Annotated in this window: 20 protein-coding genes; 13 read left to right on the plus strand and 7 right to left on the minus strand. The window is 57.3% G+C overall.

Annotation, left to right across the window (positions count from 1 at the left end):
• The first annotated feature begins 76 nt into the window (after positions 1–76).
• From AAE514_RS00130 to AAE514_RS00145, 4 genes are all read left to right on the plus strand, one after another.
• Complete coding sequence (locus AAE514_RS00130) at positions 77–631, plus strand: CinA family protein (RefSeq protein WP_347329454.1); 555 nt, start codon at positions 77–79, stop codon at positions 629–631.
• Between the two features lie 128 nt (positions 632–759).
• Positions 760–1,803 (plus strand): recombinase RecA, encoded by a 1,044-nt coding sequence (recA, locus tag AAE514_RS00135; protein ID WP_347329455.1) that lies wholly within the window; start codon positions 760–762, stop codon positions 1,801–1,803.
• A gap of 141 nt (positions 1,804–1,944) precedes the next feature.
• A complete protein-coding gene (locus AAE514_RS00140) occupies positions 1,945–2,544 on the plus strand; it encodes a DUF4136 domain-containing protein (RefSeq protein WP_347329456.1) in 600 nt (199 codons plus the stop codon).
• Positions 2,545–2,554: 10 nt separating this feature from the next.
• Entirely contained in the window at positions 2,555–3,094 is a 540-nt protein-coding gene (locus tag AAE514_RS00145) for a regulatory protein RecX (protein WP_347329457.1), read from the plus strand.
• On the opposite strand, the gene AAE514_RS00150 is transcribed toward AAE514_RS00145, so the two are convergent.
• The gene (locus AAE514_RS00150) at positions 3,060–3,671 is read right to left on the minus strand and encodes a lytic transglycosylase domain-containing protein (RefSeq protein WP_430623864.1); all 612 of its coding nucleotides are present in this window, start codon (positions 3,669–3,671) and stop codon (positions 3,060–3,062) included. The two genes, AAE514_RS00145 and AAE514_RS00150, sit on opposite strands and share 35 nt — an antisense overlap.
• A 3-nt stretch (positions 3,672–3,674) precedes the next feature.
• On the minus strand, positions 3,675–5,420 hold the full coding sequence (locus AAE514_RS00155) for a proline--tRNA ligase (RefSeq protein WP_347329458.1): 1,746 nt from the start codon (positions 5,418–5,420) through the stop codon (positions 3,675–3,677).
• Between the two features lie 159 nt (positions 5,421–5,579).
• Between AAE514_RS00155 and AAE514_RS00160 the strand changes: the two genes are divergently transcribed.
• Entirely contained in the window at positions 5,580–6,005 is a 426-nt protein-coding gene (locus AAE514_RS00160) for an HIT domain-containing protein (protein ID WP_347329459.1), read from the plus strand.
• A gap of 79 nt (positions 6,006–6,084) precedes the next feature.
• On the opposite strand, the gene AAE514_RS00165 is transcribed toward AAE514_RS00160, so the two are convergent.
• Entirely contained in the window at positions 6,085–6,492 is a 408-nt protein-coding gene (locus AAE514_RS00165; RefSeq protein ID WP_347329460.1) for an HU family DNA-binding protein, read from the minus strand.
• A gap of 163 nt (positions 6,493–6,655) precedes the next feature.
• Positions 6,656–7,156 (minus strand): DUF7931 domain-containing protein, encoded by a 501-nt coding sequence (locus AAE514_RS00170; RefSeq protein WP_347329461.1) that lies wholly within the window; start codon positions 7,154–7,156, stop codon positions 6,656–6,658.
• Positions 7,157–7,345: 189 nt separating this feature from the next.
• Here AAE514_RS00170 and AAE514_RS00175 point away from each other — a divergent pair, with 189 nt between their 5' ends.
• Complete coding sequence (locus AAE514_RS00175; protein ID WP_430623865.1) at positions 7,346–9,784, plus strand: glycoside hydrolase family 95 protein; 2,439 nt, start codon at positions 7,346–7,348, stop codon at positions 9,782–9,784.
• Between the two features lie 51 nt (positions 9,785–9,835).
• Entirely contained in the window at positions 9,836–12,844 is a 3,009-nt protein-coding gene (locus AAE514_RS00180) for a TonB-dependent receptor (protein ID WP_347329463.1), read from the plus strand.
• Between the two features lie 85 nt (positions 12,845–12,929).
• Here AAE514_RS00180 and xthA read toward each other — a convergent pair whose 3' ends face one another.
• From xthA to AAE514_RS00195, 3 genes are all read right to left on the minus strand, one after another.
• Positions 12,930–13,742: an exodeoxyribonuclease III gene (xthA, locus tag AAE514_RS00185; protein WP_347329464.1), complete on the minus strand. Its 813-nt coding sequence runs from the start codon at positions 13,740–13,742 to the stop codon at positions 12,930–12,932.
• A 92-nt stretch (positions 13,743–13,834) separates the two neighbouring features.
• Complete coding sequence (locus AAE514_RS00190; RefSeq protein ID WP_347329465.1) at positions 13,835–16,078, minus strand: carboxy terminal-processing peptidase; 2,244 nt, start codon at positions 16,076–16,078, stop codon at positions 13,835–13,837.
• 246 nt (positions 16,079–16,324) lie between these two features.
• Positions 16,325–17,602: a citrate synthase gene (locus AAE514_RS00195; protein ID WP_347329466.1), complete on the minus strand. Its 1,278-nt coding sequence runs from the start codon at positions 17,600–17,602 to the stop codon at positions 16,325–16,327.
• Positions 17,603–18,284: 682 nt separating this feature from the next.
• On the opposite strand from AAE514_RS00195, the gene sdhC reads away from it, so the two are divergent.
• The 6 genes from sdhC (at position 18,285) to odhB (ending at position 25,947) form a co-directional block, all read left to right on the plus strand.
• A complete protein-coding gene (gene sdhC, locus AAE514_RS00200; RefSeq protein WP_347329467.1) occupies positions 18,285–18,659 on the plus strand; it encodes a succinate dehydrogenase, cytochrome b556 subunit in 375 nt (124 codons plus the stop codon).
• Positions 18,653–19,021 (plus strand): succinate dehydrogenase, hydrophobic membrane anchor protein, encoded by a 369-nt coding sequence (gene sdhD, locus AAE514_RS00205; protein WP_347329468.1) that lies wholly within the window; start codon positions 18,653–18,655, stop codon positions 19,019–19,021. Before sdhC ends, sdhD begins: the two co-directional genes overlap by 7 nt.
• Before the next feature lie 3 nt (positions 19,022–19,024).
• Positions 19,025–20,788 carry a succinate dehydrogenase flavoprotein subunit gene (gene sdhA, locus AAE514_RS00210; protein WP_347329469.1) on the plus strand — a complete coding sequence of 588 codons (1,764 nt, stop codon included), beginning with the start codon at positions 19,025–19,027 and terminating at the stop codon, positions 20,786–20,788.
• Positions 20,789–20,800: 12 nt separating this feature from the next.
• A complete protein-coding gene (locus AAE514_RS00215; protein WP_347329470.1) occupies positions 20,801–21,505 on the plus strand; it encodes a succinate dehydrogenase iron-sulfur subunit in 705 nt (234 codons plus the stop codon).
• A 250-nt stretch (positions 21,506–21,755) separates the two neighbouring features.
• A complete protein-coding gene (locus AAE514_RS00220) occupies positions 21,756–24,590 on the plus strand; it encodes a 2-oxoglutarate dehydrogenase E1 component (RefSeq protein WP_347329471.1) in 2,835 nt (944 codons plus the stop codon).
• A 52-nt stretch (positions 24,591–24,642) separates the two neighbouring features.
• Positions 24,643–25,947, plus strand: coding sequence for a 2-oxoglutarate dehydrogenase complex dihydrolipoyllysine-residue succinyltransferase (gene odhB, locus AAE514_RS00225; protein ID WP_347329472.1), 1,305 nt, complete (start codon positions 24,643–24,645; stop codon positions 25,945–25,947).
• Positions 25,948–25,997: the final 50 nt, after the last annotated feature.

Here is a 25,997-nt window from a genome sequence, read left to right on the forward strand (position 1 = left end):
GGTGAATGAAGCGGGGCTATTCTACGGAAATCGTAGGGGGCTTGCACTCGATTGAAGGCTGGCATACCTTGTTGCCATGACTGCGACCACTTCCGGCAACTCCACTCTCTCTACTAAGGGCGCTGAAGCACCTCGGCCACCGGACGCGACCCGCCGCCTGGCGGAACGGCTGGGGGAGCAGTTGCAGAACAGAGGCTGGCGCGTGGCGACGGCGGAGTCTTGCACCGGCGGTGGGATTGCCGCCGCGCTGACCGAGGTGGCCGGCAGCTCCGCCTGGTTTGAATATGGCCTGGTGACCTACGCCAACCGCGCCAAGCAACAGTTACTCGGGGTCTCCGAGCAGAGTCTGGCGCAAGAGGGGGCCGTCAGTGAAGCGGTGGTCCGGGAAATGGCCGAAGGCGCGCTGCACCTGTCGGGCGCCGAGCTTGCGATCGCCGTCAGCGGCGTCGCCGGCCCGGGCGGGGGCACGCCGGAGAAGCCCGTCGGTACCGTTTGGCTGGGCTGGGCCCAGGGCGGGGAGGCGCCAGTAACCGGGGCTCGCTGCTACCGGTTTGAGGGTGACCGTGCCCAGGTGCGCGAGCAGACGGTGATCGCTGCTCTGGAAATTCTGTCAGGGTTGGCCGGTCCCTGAAAAACCACTGTATAAACATCGAGGGTACTGTTTGCGCATACAGGTTTTTCGTGTATGCTGTGGGCAGTTAATCAGGGCGGCGAAGCCGCCAAACCGTTACATTTTTAGCATATTGATCGAGGTGTCGGATGGACGCGAATAAAGAGAAGGCGCTACAGGCCGCGTTGGGCCAAATTGAAAGACAGTTTGGCAAAGGCACAGTCATGCGTATGGGCGACCGCGAACGGGTCGCAATGCCCGCCATCTCTACCGGCTCGCTCGGGCTGGACGCCGCCCTCGGCATTGGCGGGCTGCCCAAGGGCCGGGTGGTGGAAATTTATGGCCCGGAATCCTCGGGTAAAACCACTTTGACTCTGCAGGTGGTGGCCGAAGCCCAGCGCGAGGGCGGCACCTGTGCGTTTATCGACGCCGAGCACGCCCTCGACCCCATTTATGCCGAGAAGCTCGGGGTCAATGTCGACGACTTGATTATCTCCCAGCCCGATACGGGGGAGCAGGCATTGGAAGTCAGTGACATGCTGGTGCGCTCCGGTGCGGTGGATGTGCTGGTGATCGACTCGGTCGCCGCCTTGACCCCGCGGGCCGAGATTGAAGGTGAAATGGGCGATCAGCACGTGGGCCTGCAGGCTCGTTTGATGTCCCAGGCACTGCGTAAAATTACCGGCAACATTAAGAACGCCAACTGTCTGGTGATTTTCATTAACCAGATTCGCATGAAAATTGGCGTCATGTTTGGCAGCCCCGAAACCACCACCGGGGGTAACGCGCTGAAGTTCTACTCCTCCGTGCGCTTGGATATTCGCCGCATCGGCTCGGTGAAGGAAGGGGACGAGGTGACCGGCAACGAGACCCGCGTCAAGGTGGTGAAGAACAAGGTGGCACCGCCCTTCAAACAAACCGAGTTCCAGATTCTTTACGGCACTGGCATTAACCGGCTGGGGGAGGTGATCGATTACGGCGTCAAGCTGGGAATTGTCGACAAGGCCGGTGCCTGGTATAGCTACCAGGGCGACAAGATCGGCCAGGGTAAGAACAATGTGGTGAAATTCCTGAAGGAAAACCCCAAGATTGCCGAAGAAATGGAAAAGCGGGTCCGGGCCGAAATGCTCGATATCCCCACCAAAACCGAAGACAAAGAGGAAGGGAAGTCCGAAGAGGAAAGCGAAGCCTAAGACGGTTTCTGAATGGATTGATGCCCGAAGGTCGGCGCCGTGGGAAACGCGGCGCCGACTTTGTAGTCTAAGGTACAATGACTTACTCCTGGTTGCCGTGTACCGGTTACCACCTATTTGGCGAGCACAGCGAGGATACTTATGGTTCGAAGCATATGGTCACTGAGCGCACACCGCTTTCCAGTGGGCTTTTGGCTGTTGGGTCTGACGCTGCTTGGGCTCGCGGGTTGTAGCAGCACCCCTTCGGTGGTGACCGATTACGATCCCGACTTTGCCTTTGGGCAACTGGAAACCTTCCGGGTGGAGAAAACCCAGGAAGACAACGAGAAAAACATTCTGATCTCCCCCTTCACCCTCAACCACCTGCAGACCGTCATTCGAGACCAGCTCGACGCCCGTTACGATCAGGCCGAGGAGGGTGAAACCGCCGATTTTGTGGTGCGCTACCACATCGTGGTGGAAGACCGCATCGATGTTCGCAGCTATGACCAACGCTACGGTTTTGGCTATTACGGCTTTGGGCCCGTATACCGCTACCCCTACGCTCATAGTCCGAGCCCCCGGGTCTACCGTCAAGGAACCTTGATTATTGATATCGCATCGGGAGGCGAAGATAACCAACCGTTGTGGCGTGGGGTTTCCGAGCAAAGACTGTATGACGGATTGACCCCCCAAGAGCAGCGGGCTCGTTTGTCGGCGGCGGTGACCGACGTACTCTCCAACTTCCCTCCGGTCAAATAGGAGGGGAGCCTTGGCTGTTGACCGTGCCTCTGGCTCGTCCGAGAGCGATGTTCGCCTGGCGGCGATGAATTTGCTGGCCAGACGGGAACACTCCGCCCTGGAGCTTCGGGAAAAACTGCTGAAACGGTTTGGGGAAGTTGAGAGGGACGATGGGGTTGATGGTGCCAGCGGTGCCAGAGGGACCAAAGGAAAAAGCCCCGACATCGACGCTGTGCTCAACCGGCTGGCCGAGCAGGGCCTTCAAAGCGACGAGCGGTTTACCGAAGCGTTTATTACGGCGAGAGAGCGCCAAGGTAAGGGCCCCTTGCGGATTGCGCAGGAGTTGCGCCAAAAGGGCGTCTCGGATGACTTAGTGGCGCAGTACTTGGACGAGTCCGATGACTGTTGGGCGCACTTGGCCCAAGAGGTTCGCTCGAAACGTTTTGGGGATGAGCCCATACAGACCCCCAAAGAGAAGGCGCGGCAAATGCGCTTTTTGCAATATCGCGGCTTTTCCCACGAGCAGGTCCGGCGGGCTATCGCCAGCGTTCCCAGGCATCCATCACCTTAGCGGCATAACGATAGCTGCCATAGCTGCCGTTATAGCGCGCCAGCGCCTCCGCCAAGCGTCCATCCGAACGTTCCAGATAGTGTTTCAAGATGGTACAGCCGTAGCGCAGGTTGGTATCCAGGTCGATCAGGTTGTCTTCCGGGCGACCGATTTCATTCTTCCAAAAAGGCATCACCTGCATAATGCCTTGGGCTCCCACGGGTGAGACCGCGTAGTGGTTAAAGTGGCTTTCCACCTCAATCACCGCCAACACCAGTTCGGGCTGCAGCTCGGTTTGGCGGGCTGCCGAGTGGATTTTACGCAGCAGCCGAAGCCGGTGGTCCGGGTCTTTGACATAGCGCTCCATGCGCCCGGACATAAGCAGCAGCCAAGCCTCGGCGTGGTAGTGATCGTCAAAACTGTCCGCAGCCTCAATGTTCTCAATCAGCTTTTTCCGCAGACTGTCCTCGACCTCAACCGCCGGCTCGGCATAGGCGAGCGTCTCGCCCTGAGCCCAGCCCTGGCCTGGCAACAGGCTCCCCAGCCCGATCAGCAAACTGAGCAGGGCGTGGTAGGGGAGCCGGAGCGAGCGGTACACGGGTCAGCCTCGGTTAAAAAGTTGCTCGCGGACAAACTCGAGCACTTGGTCGGCCGGAATGTCTCGCGCTTCGCTGTCGCGACGCCCCTTGTATTCCAGAGTCCCCTTTTCGAGTCCGCGATCGCCCACCACCAGGCGATGGGGTATACCCATCAGGTCGGTGTTGGCCAGCATGACCCCTAGGCGGGCTTTGGCTTCGTCCATGTAGAGAACGTCGATGCCCATCTGGGTCAGCGCCTCATAAAGCGCCTCGCATTTTTCCGCCACGGCCGGTGACTTGTGAGGGTTAATGGGTACCAGCGCCAGTTGAAACGGCGCGATGCTTTCGGGCCAGATAATGCCTTGTTCGTCGTGGTTTTGCTCAATGGCGGCGGCCACCACGCGGGAGACCCCGATGCCGTAGCAACCCATGATCATGGGCTTCTCTTTGCCGTTCTCATCCAGCACGCGGGCATTCATGGCTTCACTGTATTTGGTGCCGAGCTGGAAAATGTGACCTACTTCGATCCCTCGCTTGATTTCCAACTGGCCTTCGCCGTCGGGGCTCGGATCTCCGGGCACGACATTGCGAAGGTCCACGACGTCCGGCACGGGCAGGTCGCGCTCCCAGTTGACGCCGGTCAGGTGATAGCCGTCGCGGTTGGCGCCGCAAACGAAGTCGGCCAGGTGAACCGCAGCGCGGTCCACGAGGACGGGTATGTCCAGTTTGACCGGCCCGATGGAGCCGGTACCTACGCCCAGTTCCGCCTGTATCCGCTCCTCCGGTGCGAAGGTTAGAGGGGAGGCGATGCCCGGCAATTTCTCGGCTTTAATGTCGTTCAGCTCGTGGTCACCGCGCAAGACCAGAGCGATCAGCGGGGCCTTGTCTTCTTCCGAGTCTTCCTCGGGTGCTTCTCCCAAAACGATGAGCGTCTTCACCGTTTGTGCCGGTGAGACGTCAAGGTATTCGGCGACTTGAGCAATGCTCTCCTGCCCGGGGGTGGCCACCTCCGTCATTGACTGTGACGCCGCAGGGCGGTCGCCGGCGGGCGCAAGCGCTTCGGCCTTTTCAATATTGGCCGCGTAGGAGCCTTGGTCACTGAAGACGATGTCGTCTTCACCGCTGTCAGCCAGGACGTGGAATTCGTGGGAGAAGGCCCCGCCGATGGAGCCGGTGTCTGCCAACACGGGGCGGTAAGCCAAGCCGATGCGATCGAAAATGGCGCAGTAGGTCCGATGCATGACCTCGTAGGTTTCCTGAAGGGAGGCCTGGGTCAAGTGGAAGGAGTAGGCGTCCTTCATGGTGAACTCCCGGGCCCGCATTACCCCAAACCGCGGGCGAATTTCATCCCGAAACTTGGTCTGAATCTGGTAAAAATTCGCGGGCAGCTGCTTGTAGCTGCTGACCTCGCCCCGGATCAGGTCGGTGATGACCTCCTCATGGGTCGGGCCGAGACAAAAAGGCCGCTCGTGACGGTCATGAATTCGCAGCAACTCGGGGCCGTATTCCTGCCAACGGCCGGATTCTTCCCACAACTCCGAGGGTTGAACCACCGGCATCAGCACTTCCTGGGCGCCGGAATTGTCCATTTCTTCGCGGATGATGCGCTCGACCTTGCGCAGCACGCGCAGACCCATGGGCATCCAGGTATAGAGACCGGAGGCCAGCTTGCGGATCATGCCGGCACGGAGCATCAACTGGTGGCTGATAACCTCGGCATCGGAGGGGGTTTCTTTTAAAGTGGCGATTAGAAAACGACTGGCTCGCATAAAAAGGGCTTCTTAATGGCTATACTGTGAGTCAAGATAAACGCTTATTCTACGGTGCTTGCGGGCCCGGGTACAGACTTGGGGGAGTTCCCGTTGCCTAGTTTGAGAACTGGGGCCTGAGTGCTGGCGCCGCATTTGAAGGTGATGAAGGAGAAAACCATGTTTGAACTGCATCCACGTTTGGCGGCCGACACGGTTCCGGTAGGCCGTTTCCCGCTTTCCCTGCTTCTGCTCAGTAAGGATGCGAACTACCCCTGGTGTATTCTCGTCCCCCAGCGGGAAGATGTGTTCGAGCTCCATCATCTCAGCGAAGAGGATCAGCAGCAGCTCACACGGGAGTCGTGCCGGTTGGCGGAGGTAATGACCAGTGTGTTTGATGCCCACACCATGAATGTGGCGGCGTTAGGAAACGTGGTTCGCCAGCTGCACGTGCATCACATCGTCCGTTTCGAGGACGATCCGGCCTGGCCGCAGCCAATCTGGGGGCAAAAGCCCGCGACTCAGTATACGGAAGCCCAGTTGGAAGACCGCCTGGAGCACCTGCGGGCCGCTCTGGTGGGGGAGGACTTCCAGATTCTTACGTAGGTCCCTAGGGTTTCAATCCAGTAGGGCTGGATGAGGGAGGCACCTGGGCCTCAACGAGGCCCAGGCAATCGAATAGCGCTTACTTCGCCATTTCTTTCAGTTTCTTCAGGGGGCGAACCTTGATGGCGGTAGAAGCCGGTTTCGCCTTGAAGACGGTCTCTTCGCCGGTAAAGGGGTTGATGCCCTTGCGAGCCTTGGTGGCCGGCTTTTTCACGGTCGTGACTTTCAAAAGGCCGGGAAGAACGAACTCGCCACAGGCGCGCTTCTTCACGTGACCTTCGATAATGTCAGACAACTCGTCCAGCACCGACTGTACCTGCTTCTTGCTCAGCTCGGTGTTATCGGCGATTTGATTGAGAATCTGGGTCTTGTTGTAGCGCTCAGAAATCGCTTTCACTTTGCGAGCAGCCGGCTGCTTGGCGGCAGCTTTCTTGGCAGTGGCTTTCTTTGCAGTCGCCTTTTTGGCGGTAGCTTTGCGAGCAGCCATAGTGTGATCCTTATTGGTTGCAGAGTTTGGTATTAATGCCTTTTTCAAACGCCACAGGCCAAAAAGCCTGTAAACGTAGGGTAAAAGCCACATCAAATGCAGCTGGGACTATATATAAAGGATAAAACCTCGATCAGCAACCCAAAAAGCCGCTTTTTTAGCGCTATAGAGTCAGTTGTCGTAATTGTGGGTCGTCTTCGGCGGTTTCCCAGGCTCTATCGAAGATTTCGCGCAGGGTCTTTACCTGGGCAGCAGCTCGCCAATCCCAGAAGCCGCGGTAGGCGTCGGGATCGTTTTGGTAGACCAATTGATCCCGGTCCCCGAGGGCGAAGGCGACGGCCTTGGTCTCAATCTCATTGGTCAGGCGACGTATTGTGGCTTTGCTGGGCAGGCGTTGGCAGAGTCGGACAAGCCCATGGCCCTGGGCTGCAAGGGGGCGGGTGTCTTGCACCAGAAATTGCAACCTCGCCCCCCGATGGGATCGCGCCAGCGCCGACAGGGCTTCAACGAGTTCGGTGTTGTCATAAACCAACGGATCCAGCGATGGGCTGAAGATCAGAAAATCTCGCCGAGTGTGTCGGGCGGCTTCGATGAGGGACTCGCGGAACCCCTGGGGTCCTTCTAAGAGGCGGAACTGACTTTGGGTATCGGATTCAGTCTTCATCAGAACTCAACGTGGTAATAAGTGTTTGTTACGGGCATTCGTTTATCATATAAGAAAAAACTTGTGCTAATGAAAAAAACGAGCTATAAATAGCCACTCCGACGAGCAGGCTATTCCTCATACATAGTCTGACGCAGGCCGTTACGTTTGCGTAGCACACTATAAAGATAACAGATCATGGGTACTCATTTGGCAACCTTCATAGCTCGGTCAGGGCGGAAGCTTGGGTGGACCCGCCCCCTCATTGCGCTCCTGTCACTCATAGGGTCTCTGTCCGCCTGGTCGGATTCGGGCCGGCACATTTGGTTTGAGCATCCGGCCCAGCAATGGGAGGGGGAAGTGTTGCCCATCGGAAATGGCGCGATGGGGGCCGCCGTGAGCGGTGGCGTGGCACGAGAGCATCTGCAGTACAACGAAAAAACCTTGTGGACGGGTGGGCCCGGCGCGGGGGAGGCCTACGATTACGGGCTGCCAGAAGGCTCCTACACTGATCGCCTGGCCAGCGTTCGGAAGCAACTGCGAGAGAAGGGTTCACTGTCACCCGAGACTGTTGTGAAGAGTCTCGGGCGCAAGGCCGAGCACTATGGCCATTACCAGAGTTTTGGGGCGCTGAGTTTGCGCTATCCAGAACTGGAGGGCTCGGTTGAGAACTACCGCCGCTCCCTCGACCTGCAGGCGGGCATCGCTTCGGTGACTTTCCGAAAAGGCGACGTGAAATACCGCCGAGATTACTTTGTCAGCTACCCGGACAAGGTTATCGTGATGCGCCTGAGCGCGGATCAACCCGGGAAGATCAGCCTCCAGGCCGCATTGGATGTGCCCGATAATCGCTCCGTAGAGCGACAATGGCGTGAAGCCGGCACTCGGGTGTGGGGCGAGTTGGAAGACAATCAGCTGGCTTATGCGTCGGAGTTTCACATCGAACACTCCGGGGGCGAGCTTGAGCGCGGCGAAGGAAAGGGACGCTGGACGGTCGAGGGGGCTGATTCTGTCGTTATTCGTTTGAGCGCGGCGACCGGCTATCGCCTGCAGTATCCAGATTACCGGGGCGAGCTTCCGGCTCCCAAAGTGGAAGCGGTTCTCGCTCAAGCAATAGAGAAAGATTACGAGACGTTGCTGGAACGTCATCGCTCCGATCACCGGAATCTGTTCGAGCGCGTCTCGATCGATCTGGGGCAGGGGCCTTCGGATAAGCCGACGCCTCAGCTGTTGACGGACTACCCGTCGAAGAATACCCCGGCCGAAAATCGCTTGCTCGAAGCGCTCTATTTCCAGTTCGGACGGTATCTGTTGATTGCCTCCTCCCGGGACGGCTCCTTGCCCGCCAACCTGCAAGGGGTTTGGAATCACTCCAAAACTCCACCCTGGAACGCCGACTATCACGTCAACATCAACTTACAGATGAACTACTGGCCGGCGGAGGTCACCAACCTCTCTGAAACCACAGCGCCTTTATTTGATTTTGTCGATGCGCTGGTTGAACCCGGGCAGCGCTCGGCTCGGCAGTTCTATGGCGCCGATGGCTGGACCTTGTTTCTTAATACCAATATTTGGGGCTTCGTCGGCGTCATTGATTGGCCCACGGCGTTCTGGCAACCGGAAGCGGGCGCTTGGCTGGCTCAGCACTATTACGAGCATTACCTGTTCAATCGGGATCGAGATTTCCTCAAAACGCGGGCCTATCCGGTCATGCGCGGTGCTACTGAATTTTGGTTGGACGCGCTGGTGGAAGGCCCGGAGGGGCGGGAGCTGCTGGTTTCCCCCAGTTACTCCCCGGAACACGGCGATTTTACCGAAGGGGCGGCCATGTCCCAGCAACTGGTATGGGACCTGTTGAGTAACACCCAAGCCGCCGCGTTGGAACTGGGCGAAAACGCCTATGCAAGGAAGCTGCAAGGTGTTCTGGAGCGTTTGAGCCCCGGATTGAAAGTGGGGCGTTGGGGACAGCTTCAAGAGTGGCGGGCGGACCTGGACGACCCGGAAAACACCCATCGCCATGTCTCGCACCTCTTCGCGCTACACCCGGGTCGCCAGATTACCGCCGAGCAAGAGGCGCTGCTTGAGGCCGCCAAGACCACGCTCAACGCCCGAGGTGACGGCGGGACGGGTTGGGCCCAGGCCTGGAAAGTGAACCTTTGGGCACGCCTGAAAGAGGGCGACAGGGCTTATAACGTGCTGTCCGCCCAACTCCAGGAGAGCACCCTGCCGAACCTGTGGGATACCCATCCCCCCTTTCAAATTGACGGCAATTTCGGGGCAACGGCGGCCATTGCGGAAATGCTGCTGCAAAGCCATGGCGATGCGATTCATCTTCTACCCGCGCTCCCCAGCGAATGGTCCGATGGGCAGATCAGCGGTTTGAGGGCCCGGGGCGATGTGACGGTGGCGATGAAATGGCAGGACGGAGTGCTTCAATGGGCCGAGCTAACGCCCGGTCACGATGGCGAGCTGAGCCTGCGAAGCGCACTGTTCAAGCACTCCTTCGCCGTGAGCTCCTCCAATGAAAGTAAACGGCTAAAGCTAGAAGGCCAGGGCGAGGTTCGTACCTGGACCGCCTCCAAGGGGGAAACCTATCGCTTTTGGTTGAAGGACGAAGGCTTTGATGGTGAGGCTATCAAGGAGAAATAACAGGGGAACAATCATTCTACTAATAACTGGGTAACGTGGAGTACAATTGTTATGACAATAACGAACCAAGCACCGGCGTTGAGGACTCGCTCAACACTCACGCCAACTTTCCCCAAGCGCCGACTGGCTGACGCCGTTCGCCTGGGCTCATCCACCTTAGTGTCCGCCGCGTTGCTGTGGCACGGGTCAGCCTTCGCTCAATCGGAAGTGCCCGACGAACCTTTGCTGGAAGAGATCGTGGTGTCCGGCCAGCGCAGCAGTATCCAGTCCGCCCAACTGATTAAGCAGAACGCCGAGCAGATTGTTGACTCCATTGTGGCTGACGACATCGGCAAGCTACCCGACCGCTCCGTTACCGAGACCTTGCAGCGTATTCCCGGGGTAACCATTGAGCGTTTTATCGATATCGGTGACCCGGAGCACTTCGCCGCCGAGGGTAGCGGCGTGGCCGTGCGCGGTATGAAACACGTTCGCAGTGAGCTCAATGGCCGCGATACGTTCTCCGCCAGTGGTGGACGGAGCCTGAGTTTTGAAGATGTTCCGGCGGAGCTTATGGCGGGCGTGGATGTTTATAAAAACCCTTCCGCCGATATGATTGAGGGCGGCATCGGGGGCACCGTGGACCTGAGAACTCGTATGCCCTTCGATAGCGACGGCCAAGTGATTTCAGGGTCGGTCAGTGCCAATTACGGTGACTTTATCGAAGAGGTCGACCCTTCCGCCTCCATACTGTATAGCAATCGCTGGGAGACCGGCGCGGGTGAGTTTGGCGCACTGGTGGATTTTGCGTACTCGGAAATCTCCACCCGAACCGACGGCATCTTCCTGCGTCCGTTCTTTGCCCGAACCGATATCCTGGATGAGCAAACCGCCTGGATTCCCCGCGGGGCCGACTGGCGGCGAATGGACTTTAACCGTGAACGGCTGGGCAGCTACGGTGCGTTTCAGTGGCGTCCCAATGAGGACCAGGAGTTTTACTTCACGATTTTCCGCAGCGAATACGACATGCAGTGGGACGAAGATGCCATCTTCGTTGACAACGACCCCTGGGCGATTCAGCTCTCGGAGGACTCGCAGTTCAATGAGGACGGGGTATTTCAAAGCGGTACGCTAAGCAATTCCGAACCCCCCGCCTGGTCGCCGCAAACACCGGGCATTCCGTTTGGCGCGGACATCCGCGTCTCTACTCGAAACTCAGTGACTACTGATTATGCGGCGGGCTGGAAGTGGAACCCGAGTAACCGCTGGGAATTTAGCACCGAGTTTCAATACACCGATTCGACGACCGATACTCTGGACAGTACGGTCGCGACCGGTATCAGTCTGGAGAGCCTGACGGTCAATGCCGCCGCGGAGCCGCCGAAGATTAGTACCGACGAGAGTTACCTGGCCGAGCCCACCAATTACTACTGGGCGTTTGCCATGCCCCACATAGAAGACAGCAAGGCCGAGCAGTTTGCCTGGCGTGGCGATACCGAATTCTTTGTGGAAGACTCGGTCATCAAATCGGTCAAGGCCGGTGTGCGCGTGACCAACCGAGAGGCCGATAACATCAATACCGGCTACGACTGGCAGGCTATCTTCGCCTCCTGGATGACCACGGATTGGGGCGGCGGCCTTAATATTAACGATCTGGGCATGCCTTACATGGAGGATAGTTCCCAGATGTCCCTGAACACCTTTGATGATTTTTTCCGGGGCGACGCCGACCTAACCGGCGTGGTGTGGGCTCCAAAAGAAGATATTGCGCTCGGTTACCCTGACAGCTACGTCGACTTATACGCTGAGGCGGCCGATTACGCCGACTCTTTGGGGCACCCCTACTCCGAAACTTACGGCGATTACCAGCTGCGCGACCCGAACGACCCGCAGTGGCGTAACCTTCAGTCGGAAGACACTTACGCGGCGTACGGCCTGGTGCGTTTTGGGTTTGATGAGCTGCCAATGCCCATTGACGGTAATATCGGTGTGCGTTATGTCGACACCCGCGCTCAGTCCGATGGCTTTCTGGTCTACCCTGATCTGGCGCCCTACGGCAATGGCCAGATGGAGCCGCTCAGCGTGAGCAACGACTACGATAATGTATTGCCCAGTCTGAACCTGCGAATGACGATTACCGAAGACTTGATCGCCCGTTTCGCCGCTTCAAAGGCAATGTCTCGGCCCAGCTTCTCGGAAATGCAGGCTTATCAAATGCTCGAGGCCTCCATTGATGAGGAAACAGGCAATGTGGATTTGTCCGCGGGCTCCTGGAATAACCCCCACCTCAAGCCGCTGGAGTCTGACCAGCTTGATTTGTCGCTCGAGTATTACTTTGACGATGCCGGCGGCATGGCGCACTTGAATCTTTTCTATAAAGATATTGAGGGAATCGTTCGGAGCCAGACGGTCACTGAGCAGTATCCCGACCTGAACGCCACTATGCAGGACTATACCGTGACCCGGCCGGTCAACGCCGGCAGCGCCGAGATTCAAGGGTTTGAAGTCGGTTATAACCAGTTCTTTGACTTCCTTCCTGAGCCATTTGACGGGCTGGGCATGCAGGCCAACTACACGTATATCGATAGTAGTACGGATATTCCCAACAGCATCGACCCGGATACCGGGGCGCTGATCGCGCCGGTAGACACCGATGGCACGCTCATCGCCGAGAATTTGCCGTATGAAGGGCTATCGGAAAATGCCTATAACCTGGTCGGTATGTATGAGAAAGATAAGCTGTCTATCCGCCTGGCTTGGAGCTGGCGAGACGAATATCTGATGTCTGTCGGCGCCAATGGCTTTAACGGGGATAATGGTGGCGTGGACAGTAGCGCGGGAGATTCCGGAGACCCGATTTTCTGGAAGTTGCCTGTCTACAGCGATGCGACCGGCCAGCTTGACGGTTCAATCTTCTATGATATCAATGACAGCTTGTCGATTGGCCTGGAAGCGAACAACCTGACGAACGAACAAACCCGGACCATTATGCAGCAAAGCGCTCAAGGGGCCGGGCGGCACAATGCCTCCTACTTCGTCAATGATACACGCTATGCGCTGACGCTAAGAGCCAATTTTTAGTAGAGACCAGCCTGGGCAGGGAGGCCACTGATACCCTTAACGCCGACCTTTGGGTCGGCGTCTTTTTGGGTAGACGGCGACGAGGTTATGAAAAGGAGGCCCAGATAGGGCAGTGGTCCGAGGGGCGCTCCATGGCGCGCACCTCGTAATCCACGCCGGCGTCTTCGCAGCGCTTTAGGAGGGCGTCCGTGGCCAGTATTAAGTCAATCCGCAAACCCCGTTTGGGGTCGCGGTCAAAGCCCTTGCTACGGTAGTCAAACCAGCTGAAAGTACTATCTTCGTCGGGTTGATGGTGGCGGAAGGTATCCTTCAGGCCCCACTCCAGCACCTGGTCAAGCCACTCCCTCTCTTCGGGCAGAAAGCTGCATTTTCCTTCCCGCAGCCACCGTTTCCGGTTCTGTTCTCCAATGCCGATGTCCCCGTCGGTGTGAGAGACGTTCATGTCGCCCATTAGCAATACCTGCTCGGATGACTTGCAGTGGGCGTTGAGGTACTCCATTAAGTCGGCGTAAAACTTTCGTTTGTTGGGAAACTTGACGGGGTGGTCCCGGTTTTCTCCTTGGGGAAAGTAAGCGTTGAGCACCGTAATCTCCCCTCCAAAGGGAGAGTCAAACACACCACCAATAAAGCGGCGCTGTGACTCATCCAGGTCACCGGGAAAGCCTTTGATGATTTCCTTAAAGGGCACCCGCGAAAGCAGGGCCACACCGTAGTGGGTTTTCTGGCCGTAAAAGGCGACTTCGTAACCCATGTCCCGAATGGCCTGCTCGGGAAACTCTTCGTCGTTCACTTTGGTTTCCTGAAGGCCGATAAAGTCCGGCTGGTGTTTATCGATGACCGTTTGCAACTGGTGCAAGCGGGTACGAATGCTGTTGACGTTAAAGGAGATTGCTTTCATGCGCGAATTTCTCGTTTACGAATATTACTTAAAAAAATACCCCGGCTGCGCTCTCTGGTCACAAAAGCACGGCCGGGGTTTGGAGCCTGGACCTACCAGTTGGCGACGCGGTCCCGCTCCTTATCATTCATGGCTTCCAGCTGTTCAATGAAGTCGATCAAAATGAAGCCGGCTTCGTTCAGGAAGGGGTCCTTCTCTGGGTCAATCTTATCGCGCGAGCGAGCGGAGAAGTTGACCAGGTCGTCCTCATCCTCTTCATCGTTGGCCGCTTGCTCGGTCTTGCCGGATTCATCGTCCTCATTGGCTGCGTCGTCGTCGGTCTTGTCTTTTGTCTCGTCATCGCCCTCGGGGGTGTCGGTTTCATCGTCGCCGGCAATGCGGTCAATGTCCTCGTAGCTTTCGTACAGGGAAAGGCCCTTGGCTTTGCGCCGCTGGTTCTCCAGGGCCAAGAGCTGCTCTTCGAGCTTCTCTTGCTCGGCTCGGCGCACTTTCTCGTTCAGCGACACTTCTTTTCTGTCGTCATTGCGGGAGGTTAGCGCCATCTGCTCCTTTAGGTAAATAAAGTCGGGGTTTTGAGTGACCCGCTTTTCATGTAGTGGATTCAGGTGAGGCAAAAGGGCGCCGATATCGAAATAGTTCGAATGCGGGACAGCATGAATTTTATCCCAGGGGAGGGCATTGTCGTAGGCACTTTCGCCCACATCACTGGCATCTACGAGGCTCGGCAACGTCATATCGGGGATGACGCCACGATGTTGGGTGCTGTCGCCGGAAACCCGGTAGAACTTGGACTCGGTGAGCTTCAGTTGCCCGGCGTCTACCGGCACCAGTGATTGAACCGAGCCCTTACCGAAGCTCTGGCTGCCGACAATAATCCCCCGGCCGTAGTCCTGGATGGCGCCGGCAAAAATTTCCGAGGCGGAGGCGCTCAGCCGGTCGATCAATACCACCAGGGGGCCACGGTAGGCCGCGCGGGAGTGGGACTGGTAATTGCGCGAAATCAGCTCATTGGTTTGACGAATTTGAACGACCGGGCCCCGGTCAATAAATAGGTCCGTTAGCGTTGTGGCCTCTTGCAGAGAACCGCCACCGTTGCCTCGCAAGTCGAGAACAATGCCGTCGACGTTTTCCTTTTCCAGTTTTTTCAGAATTTTGTGAACATCGCGCGTGGTGCTTTTGTAGTTGGGGTCGCGCTTGCGATAGGCCTCAAAGTCCATGTAGAAGGTTGGAATGTTTATGACGCCGATTTTGTAGCGCGACTTGCCGCTGTTTAAATCGAACACTTCGTGCTTGGCGGCTTGCTCCTCAAGCTTGACCTTGTCGCGCTTGATGGTGATGGTCTTCGTGGTGCTTTCGGCCGGTGCTTTAGCCGGCAACACTTCCAGGCGGACAATGGTGTCTTTCTTGCCTCGAATCTGGTCCACCACTTCATCCAGACGCCAGCCCACGACATCCGTCATTTCGCCTTCTTCGCCCTGGCCCACAGCGATAATACGATCCGCCGGGCGCAGTTCTCCCTGCTTGTCCGCCGGTCCGGCGGGGACCAGGCGCATGACCTTGGTGTATTCATCTTCGGTTTGCAGCACCGCGCCAATGCCCTCCAGGGACAGGGACATATTAATATTGAAGTTCTCCAGCGTGCGTGGCGAGAGGTAGTTGGTATGAGGGTCATAGAGCGTGGTCAGCGAATTGACGATCACCTCAAAGGCGTCTTCGCTTTCCTGCTGTTGAACCCGACGAAGCTGGTTGCTGTAGCGCTTTTTCAGTAGCTCTTTGCTTTCTTTCAGCTCCTTGCCCGCCAGTTTAAGGTCCAGCAGGCCGGCCTTGACGCGCTTGTGCCAAAGCTCGTCAGCGGTTTTTTTGTCTTTGGGCCATTCGGCTTTTTCCCAGTCGACCACCAAACTTTCATTTTTGCTGAAATCGTAGCTGATGTCTTCGCTTTCAAGGCGTTCGATAACCGACTCCAGGCGGGTGACCAAGCGCTGGCGGTAGACGTCAAATATGTGAAAGGCCTGCTCCAGGTTGCCCTTGGACAGCCAATTGTCAAATTCCTTGCGGTGCTCGTTAAACCCATCGATATCCGCCTGGAAGAAGTAGCTTTTACTGGGATCCAGGGTCTTCAGATAGTTGTCCAGAAAGTCCGATGAGAGGGCGTCATTGAAGGACTGGTCCCGGTAGTGGTGCTTGCTCAGTTGTTGCACCACGCTGGCGGTTACGGCCTGATGTTGGTCGCTGATCTTGAGAGGGTCGGGAGTACTGGCCCAAAGCAGCGAGGAGGAGAGCAGTAGCGCGAGCAGGGTGGTGCTGTTGCGCAGGAACTTCGGAACGTTGAGCATAGATTTTCAATCCTGCATTGGCTTAATGCGTTATCGGGCGGCCCTGATGAGCCTCATTGCCTGATGCTTAGGCGACTAAGTTGCCTAAGTTTCATACTACTATAGCACCGGGTGATTCGCTACCGAGGGCTAAAGCTGGGGGTTTAGAAGGGTAAAGTTGGCGTAAAGTTCCGCATCGGCCCCCATAAAACGCAACGGGGGCCGCACTGCTGTGCGGCCCCCGTCGGGATGGGCGTCAATTACCCCTTAGGCGGGGTAGTCCCGCTTGGTGTAGCCGGTGTACAGCTGACGCGGGCGACCGATCTTGTACGGCGCGCCGACCATTTCCTGCCAGTGAGCGTACCAGCCCACCGCGCGGCCCGTGGCGAAGATCACCGTAAAGGCCTCGGTTGGGATACCAATGGCCTTCATAATGATACCCGAGTAGAAGTCCACGTTCGGGTAGAGCTTCTTCTGAATAAAGTAGTCGTCTTCCAGGGCGATCTTTTCCAGGCGTGTGGCAATTGCCAGCAGTGGATCGTTTTCCAGCCCCAGCTCGGACAGTACCTCGTCCGCGGCCTGCTTCATAACCTTGGCCCGGGGGTCGAAGTTTTTGTAAACCCGGTGTCCGAAGCCCATCAGGCGGAAGGGGTCTTCTTTGTCTTTTGCCTTGGCCACGTAGGTGTCAATGTTGTCTACGCTGCCAATCTCTTCCAGCATGTTAAGCACCGCTTCATTGGCGCCGCCGTGAGCGGGGCCCCAGAGGGTGGCGATGCCCGCCCCAATGGCGGCAAAGGGGTTGGTGCCCGAAGATCCTGACAGGCGCACGGTCGAAGTAGAGGCATTCTGCTCGTGGTCGGCATGGAGCAGAAAAATGCGGTCCATGGCCTTGGCGAGCACCTGGTTGACTTTCGGGGCCTGCCCGGCACTGCCAAAGGTCATGTTCAGGAAGTTTTCGGCGTAATCCAGCTCGTCGTTCGGAGCAACGAATTCCTCTCCGTGACGGTGTTTGTAGGCCATTGCCGCCAGTGTGGGCATTTGGCCGATCAACCGGTAGGCGGTAATACGGCGGCTCTCTTCGCTGGTGATGTCGGTTTCGTTGTGATAGACCGCCGCGAGAGCGCCGATGGCACTGCCCAAAATGGCCATCGGGTGGGCGTCCTGGTTGAAGCCTTTGATGATTTTGGCGACGGAATCGTCGACCTTGGAGTGCTGTTTAACTTCTTGAATGAAGGCGCTTTTTTGCTGGTCGGTGGGCAGTTCGCCGTTCAGGAGGAGGTAACAGGTTTCGAGGTAGTCAGAGTGATCCGCCAGTTGCTCAATGGGGTAGCCGCGGTGCAATAGCACGCCCTTGGCGCCGTCGATATAGGTGATTTTGGATTCGCAGGGCGCGGTGGACATAAAGCCCGGGTCATAAGTAAAAAAACCCTGTTTTGTCAGACCGGAAACATCGATCACGTCGGGGCCGGCAGTGCTCGGGTATACAGACAGATCAATGGGCGCATCCAGGCCGTCGACCGTTAACCGTGCTTTTCTGTCAGTCATTACGGACTCCTGTGGTTTACAAACTTTTAAGGCTTCCAGGAATGGCAGGATGGCCAGTCCGGGTTGAAATCGGGACGTCACTATAAGCCCCGGCGTGGGATTGTCAAACGCGCCCACGGATGGATTGGGAGGCGGCATTATAGAGGAGAAGAGCCGATTCCGGTAGGTGTGGGAAAGTTATGGCGAAAAAAAGGCGGACATGCGATTTATTGGGGCGTATATGTCATGTGCTGCACTACATCGGTTCGCTTATGCGTTTTATTTATGAAGAAGATGGATTTTCCGGGGGTTGATCCGCCGGGTGTTCCGGGTGCGTACCTCAATCTTGTACAAAGTTTGATCGTCGCCTCAGTTCGCAGGCCAGCCCCAAGGGTGGCGTTGCCTCAATATGGGGCGGGCGGGCTCTGAAGTGCACGCCAATTGGGCGCTAGCGCGTTTTTGCGCGCCGGGTTTTCGTTTGTGTTTCATAGTTTGACTCTCTATAATACGCCGCGACTTGCAAGCAGTAGTTGGAGAGCCAATCGGTTTCATCAGGCGGGGCGACTGGAACAGTCCCCAGAGGCCGAATGGAGCCATAAAAACCAAATCAACCTGGCGGCCACACTGTTTGCTTTGGAGAGATGCGCTAATCGCAATTTCGCTAACCTGCTCCCGCCGGGGAGCTAGAGGGTGACTATCAACCGTGAAAAACCAAAGACCTGTCAATCTCGATATCTCCACCATTAAATTTCCCATCGCCGCTATTGTCTCCATTCTCCACCGAATTTCCGGCGTATTCCTCTTTGCCGGGGTAGCCGTGCTGCTCTGGATGCTCGATGCCAGCCTGGCCTCGGAAGAGCAGTTTGTGGCTCTGCAGGAGACAATCACCAACCCCGTGTGGCAAGTGATTATCTGGTCGGTGCTGGCCGCTCTGGCCTACCACCTGGTAGCGGGCGTGCGCCATCTTTTTATGGACTGCGGTCTGGGTGAAAGCCTGAAAGGGGGGCGTCTGAGTGCCCAGCTGGTGATCGGATTGTCCCTTGTACTGATTGTTCTGGCAGGAGTGTGGGTATGGTAACTGCGGTAACGAACCTGGGTCGGAGCGGCCTTTATGATTGGTTGATCCAGCGCGTGAGCGCCGTGGTGCTGGCGGCCTACACCGTTTTTATAGTGGCGTATATTCTGTTAACCCCGGATTTGTCATACGAACAGTGGCAGGGGCTATTCGATCAGTTGTGGATGCGCGTCTTTACCTTGTTGACGCTATTGTCCGTCGTGACCCACGCCTGGATCGGCCTCTGGTCCGTTCTGACCGACTACCTCACCGAGCGCCTCATGGGCTTTAAAGCCACCGTTATGCGGTTGCTGGCTCAAATGCTGCTGGCCGTAGTCGCCGTGACTTACACCCTTTGGGGTGTCGAAATTATCTGGGGGTTTTAAACCATGCGCACGATTTCTTTTGACGGCATCGTCGTCGGTGGCGGCGGCGCGGGCATGCGCGCCGCGCTACAGCTGGCCAGCTCTGGCTACAAAACAGCGGTGATCACCAAGGTATTCCCGACCCGCTCCCACACTGTGTCCGCCCAGGGGGGGATCACCTGTGCCATTGCCAGCTCGGACCCAAATGATGATTGGCGCTGGCATATGTATGACACCGTGAAAGGGTCTGATTACATTGGCGACCAGGACGCGATTGAATATATGTGCTCCGTGGGCCCGGAAGCGGTCTTTGAGCTTGAGCACATGGGGTTGCCTTTCTCCCGAACCGAAGAGGGGCGAATCTACCAGCGGCCCTTTGGGGGCCAGTCCAAAGACTATGGCCGCGGCGGTCAAGCCGCCCGCACCTGCGCGGCGGCGGACCGGACCGGCCATGCCCTGTTGCACACCCTCTATCAGGGCAATATCAAGAGCAATACCGTCTTTTTAAACGAGTGGTATGCCGTTGACCTGGTGAAGAACGCCGACAACGCCGTGGTAGGTGTCATTGCCATCAATATTGAGGATGGCGAAATTGTCTTTGTGCGCTCCAAGGCCACGGTGATGGCCACCGGTGGCGCGGGCCGTATCTACGCTTCAACGACCAATGCTCACATCAATACCGGCGACGGTATCGGCATGGCGCTGCGCGCCGGCTTCCCGGTTCAGGATATGGAAATGTGGCAGTTCCACCCGACGGGTATTCACGGTGCTGGTACGTTGGTAACCGAGGGGTGCCGGGGTGAGGGCGGTTACCTGATTAATAAGGATGGCGAGCGCTTTATGGAGCGATACGCCCCCAACGCCAAAGATTTGGCGGGCCGCGATGTGGTGGCGCGCTCGATGGTGATGGAAATCCTGGAAGGACGTGGCTGTGGGCCCGATGGGGACCACGTGCTGCTGAAGCTGGATCACCTGGGGGAAGAGGTGCTGGAAAGCCGACTGCCTGGCATCTGTGAGCTGTCCCGCACATTTGCCCACGTGGACCCGGTCAAAGAGCCGATTCCGGTGGTGCCCACCTGTCACTATATGATGGGCGGCATTCCGACCAATGTGAATGGCCAGGCGTTGACCGTCGATGCCGACGGTAACGACGTTCCGATTGAAGGCCTGTTCGCCTGTGGCGAGGCGGCCTGTGTATCGGTGCACGGCGCCAACCGGCTGGGCGGTAATTCGCTGCTGGATCTGGTGGTCTTTGGGCGCGCGGCGGGCAAGCATATCGAGAAAGTCCTGCGTGAAGGCGCAGAGCAACAGTCCCCGCGAGACAGCGACATCGACGCGGCGTTGGCTCGCTTGAACCGCTTGAACAGTTCCACCAGTGGTGAGAGCAGCGCGGTGCTGCGCAAGGAGCTGCAGGCGGTGATGCAGAACCACTTCGGCGTTTTCCGTAAAGGCGACTTTATGGCCGAGGGCATTGAGAAGCTGGCCGCCCTGCGTGAACGTATTGAAAATGTGTACATTGACGACAAGAGCGATGCGTTCAACACGGCTCGTATCGAGGCGCTGGAGTTGCAGAATTTGCTGGAAGTGGCCGAGGCCACCGCCATCGCGGCTAACGAGCGTACCGAATCGCGCGGTGCGCACGCCCGCGAGGACTATCAGGAGCGGGACGACAAAAACTGGCTGTGCCACTCCATGTACTATCCTGCGGACAAACGGGTCGGCAAGCGCGTCGTCAATTTTGCTCCCAGCTCCATGGACGCTTTTGAACCGAAAGCACGTGTTTACTAAGGGGTGTGAGTTATGTTGAAAGTTGAAGTCTACCGTTATAACCCCGAAACCGACAAAGCACCCTACATGAAGTCTTACGAAGTGGACACGCAGGGTAGGGACCTCATGGTGCTGGACGTGCTGGGTATAATCAAAGAGGACGACGAGTCACTGGCCTACCGGCGCTCCTGCCGCGAGGGTGTGTGTGGTTCGGACGGGATGAACATTAACGGCGTCAACGGCCTGGCTTGTATTACGCCGCTGTCTGAAGTGGTTAAGAAGAATAAGCTGGTTTTGCGCCCGCTCCCCGGTCTGCCGGTGATTCGGGATCTGGTCATCGATATGACGCAGTTTTACGACCAATACAAGAAAATTGAGCCCTATTTGCAAAATGATACCCCCGCTCCGGCCATTGAGCGGTTACAATCCCCGGAGGACCGGGCCAAGCTGGACGGGCTCTACGAGTGTATTCTCTGTGCCTGCTGTTCCACCGCTTGTCCTTCATTCTGGTGGAATCCGGACAAGTTTATCGGTCCGGCGGGCCTGCTTCAGGCGTATCGCTTCCTGGCAGATAGTCGGGACGAGGCGACGAAAAAGCGCTTGTCCAACCTGGAGGACCCCTTCAGTGTCTTCCGCTGCCACGGCATCCAGAATTGCGTGGCAGTGTGCCCCAAGGGTTTGAATCCCACGCGGGCCATCGGCCACATCCGCACCATGCTGTTGCAGAGCGGGACCTAAAAAGGGTGGTCTAACGAGCGGCCGGCGTTTTGTCGGCCGCTTTTATAAAGCGGTGGTCACTTTGCCCACCGCCCCGGAAGCACCCCGGCGTGCTTCCAAAGTAATGAGCGGCGCTCCCTGCCACAAGCGGAGAGCGTTATGGTAGCTAATAGCTAGAGACTAGCAGGGGGGAGTATCGGGGAACACCCGATCCGACCGTCGGCCAGGCCGGGTTCCCGGCGGGTGACGACCCCATGACAAGGTGGGTGTAATGCAAGACAGCATCATGGAGCACTTCTGGCGCACGTCCCATATCTCCGGAGGGAATGCCGCCTACGTTGAATCGCTCTACGACACATATTTACACGATCCCAATGCGGTGCCCGAACAGTGGCGCAACTACTTTGAGCAGTTGCCTCGCGTAGAAGGCGTGGTTACCCAGGACGTTCCTCACTCCGTCGTTCGCGAGCAGTTCCAGCGCCTCGCCAAAACCCGTTCCGTTAATGCCTCCGCAACCGTAGCCGGCTCAGTCAGCATTGAGCATGAGCGCAAGCAGGTCAAGGTTCTTCAACTGATCAGTTCTTACCGCTTCCGTGGCCACCAGAAGGCCCAGCTGGATCCCCTGGGTATTATGGAGCGCGAGCGGGTGCCCGACCTTGAACTGGGTTTTCACGGGCTCACCCAAGCCGACCTCGACACTGAGTTCAATACCGGCAACCTGTTTATCGGCCGCGAAGAGGCGTCTTTGCGGTATATCGTCGATGCGTTGGAGCAGACTTACTGCGGGCACGTTGGCCCGGAGATCATGCATATTACCAACCTGGCCGAAAAGCAGTGGCTTCAGCAGCGTCTCGAAAGCGTTCGCTCCAAGCCGGACTTCAGTGATGAGCAACGGCTGTCGGTGTTGGACCGCCTTATTGCTGCCGAAGGCCTCGAACGTCACCTGGACAGTAAGTACCCGGGCACCAAGCGGTTCGGTCTTGAAGGCGGGGAAACGTTCATCCCCTTGGTGGATGCAATCGTCAAGCGTGCCGGCGGCTACGGTGCCAAGGAAATCGTGTTGGGCATGGCCCACCGCGGTCGGTTGAACACTCTGGTTAATATTTTCGGCAAGAGCCCCTCGGAGCTGTTTGGTGAGTTTGAAGGGACAAAACGACTGGTGGATACCTCGGGCGATGTGAAGTACCACCAGGGCTTCTCCTCCAATATCATGACGCCCGGTGGCGAGCTACACATGGCCATGGCGTTTAATCCCTCCCATCTGGAGATTGTCTCGCCAGTGGTAGAGGGATCGGTCCGCGCTCGTCAGGATCGTCGCGAAGACCCGATTGGTGCAAAGGTTCTGCCTATCAGTGTCCACGGCGACGCGGCGTTTGCCGGCCAGGGTGTGGTCATGGAAACCTTCCAGATGTCACAAACCCGGGCTTACTCCACTGGGGGCACCATTCATTTGGTGATCAACAACCAGGTGGGCTTTACCACCAGTAAGCGCGAAGACATGCGCTCCACCGAATACTGTACCGATGTGGCGAAAATGGTGGAGGCACCCATTTTCCACGTCAACGGTGATGACCCGGATGCGGTCCTGTTTGTCGCCCAACTGGCGGCGGACTACCGCTACGAGTTCAAGAAAGACGTGGTGATTGACCTGGTTTGCTATCGTCGGCGCGGGCACAACGAGGCGGACGATCCCTCGGCCACCCAACCGCTGATGTACCAGAATATTCGAAAGCAAAAAACCACCCGTGCGCTGTACGCCGACAAGCTTATCGAAGCGGGTATCGTTAAGGCCGAAGACGCCGACGAAATGATGAACGACTACCGCGCTGCGCTTGATCGAGGGGACAGTGTTGCCAATGGGTTGGTGTCCGAGCCGGACAGCTCTTTGTTTGTCGATTGGTCCCCCTACATCGGCCACGATTGGAACACCCCCGGTGACACCAGCTTTGACTTGAAACGCCTGCAGGCGCTCGGGCAAAAGATGTGCGAGATACCCGATGGCGTGGTGGTCCAAAAGCAGGTTGGTAAAATCTACGACGACCGTCGGAAAATGGCTGGCGGTGCTTTGCCCATCAACTGGGGCATGGCGGAGACTTTGGCTTACGCGACCCTGCTGGAACAGGGCTATGGCGTTCGTCTCACGGGCCAGGACGTTGGCCGGGGGACCTTCTCTCATCGTCATGCGGTGGTCCACAGCCAGAAGGACGGGGCCACCTATATTCCCCTGCGGCACCTGAAGGATGACCAGCCCGCCTTTGATCTGTATGACTCGCTTCTGTCGGAAGAGGCGGTGCTGGCGTTCGAGTACGGTTACGCCACAACAACGCCCCACGGACTGATTATCTGGGAAGCGCAGTTTGGGGACTTTGCCAACGGCGCCCAGGTTGTGATCGACCAGTTTATTACCAGTGGTGAGCACAAATGGGGTCGCCTGTGCGGCTTGACCATGCTGCTGCCCCATGGCTACGAAGGGCAGGGGCCGGAGCACTCCTCCGCTCGCTTGGAGCGCTTCATGCAGTTGTGCGCCGAGCACAATATCCAGGTATGCGTGCCCACTACACCCGCTCAGGTCTTCCACATGCTGCGCCGTCAGGTGATTCGTCCGATGCGTCGTCCGCTGGTGGTCATGAGCCCCAAATGGATTTTGCGTCACAAACTGGCGACCTCCAGCCTGGAAGATTTGGCCAACGGCCACTTCCACAATGTGATTACCGAAGAGCAAGTCGAACCGGAAAAGGCCAAACGTGTCGTGCTGTGTTCGGGCAAGGTGTATTACCACTTGTTGGAAGAACGAATGGAGCGAGAGCAGGATGATGTGGCTCTCATCCGCCTCGAGCAGCTTTACCCCTTCCCGGAGCACGAACTCAAAAAGGCTCTGGCCCCCTTCAAGAACCTGAAGGACATTGTCTGGTGCCAGGAAGAGCCGATGAACCAGGGCGCGTGGTACAGCAGCCAGCATCACATGCGCCGCGTGGTCAACGATCACAACCCGGAGCTCGCTCTTAGCTACGTGGGGCGCGACCCCTCGGCCGCTCCGGCGGCGGGGTATGCCTCTGTGCACCTGGAAGAGCAGAAGCGTTTTATTAATGAGGCTCTGAGCGTTTAACGCCGGAGCCAGTGTTCGACAAAGAATCCACAGCGATTGCTAAGGACAAAGAATGACTATTGAGATCAAAGCCCCGACCTTTCCCGAATCCGTTCAGGACGGCAGTATCGCCACTTGGCACAAAAAGCCCGGCGAGTCGGTATCTCGCGACGAGCTGCTCGTCGATATTGAAACCGATAAAGTGGTGCTGGAAGTGGTTGCGCCGGCTGACGGTAGCATCTCAGAAATTATCAAAGACGAAGGCGAAACGGTACTCAGCAAAGAGGTGATCGCCAAGTTTGAAGAGGGTGCTGCTGGCGGCAAGAGCGAGCAGAAGGAAGAGAAGAAAGAGGATGATTCTGACAAGAAAAAGTCGGAAGCCAAGTCTGGCGGCTCTGAAGAAAAGAGCGCCGAGGAAAAGGACAGCGGCGACAAGAAGTCTGATGATGAAGAGAAGCTGCTGAGCCCCGCCGCTCGGAAAATGGCGGACGAGAACAACATTGACCCCAACAGCATCCCCGGCAGTGGCAAAGACGGCCGCGTAACCAAAGAGGATGTGGTCAGCTTCCTCAAGTCCGGAGAAGACAAGTCCGGGGGAGAGAAGAGCGAAGCGCCTAAGAGTGGTGGCACCAGCTCCGCTTCAAAGCAGGCGGAAGTGGAAACTCCCCAGGGCGAGCGCGCGGAAAAACGTGTTCCCATGACTCGTTTGCGCAAGCGCATCGCCGAGCGCCTGTTGGAGGCCTCCAACACCACAGCCATGTTGACCACTTTCAACGAAGTGAATATGGCACCGATCATGGAGTTACGCTCGCGCTATAAAGACAAGTTTGAGAAAGCTCACGACGGCACTCGCCTGGGCTTCATGGGCTTCTTTGTAAAAGCGGCGGCCGAAGCGCTGCGTCGCTTCCCGGCGGTGAACGCTTCCATCGATAACAACGATGTGGTCTACCACGGTTATCAAGACATTGGTGTGGCGGTTTCCACCGACAAGGGCTTGGTTGTACCGGTGCTGCGTAATGCCGAAAACATGGGGCTGGCAGACATCGAGAGTACTGTTCGCGATTTCGGCCTGCGCGCCCGTGACGGCAAGCTGGGCATTGAAGAGATGACCGGTGGCACCTTTACCATCACCAACGGTGGGGTGTTTGGATCTCTGCTGTCCACTCCGATCCTGAATATGCCGCAGTCCGCCATTCTGGGGATGCACAAAATTCAAGAACGTCCCATGGCCGTTAACGGCGAGGTGAAGATCTTGCCGGTGATGTACCTGGCGCTCTCTTATGACCACCGCCTGCTGGATGGCAAAGAGGCGGTTCAGTTCCTCGTTACCATCAAGGACCTGCTGGAAGACCCAGCGCGGATTCTCCTGGAAATTTAAACACTGTTCAGCGGGCCGTTCGGCCCGCTTTATTGTAAAGGTTCTCTCAT

This window comes from Marinimicrobium locisalis, assembly GCF_039822625.1.
GTDB lineage: Bacteria > Pseudomonadota > Gammaproteobacteria > Pseudomonadales > Cellvibrionaceae > Marinimicrobium > Marinimicrobium locisalis.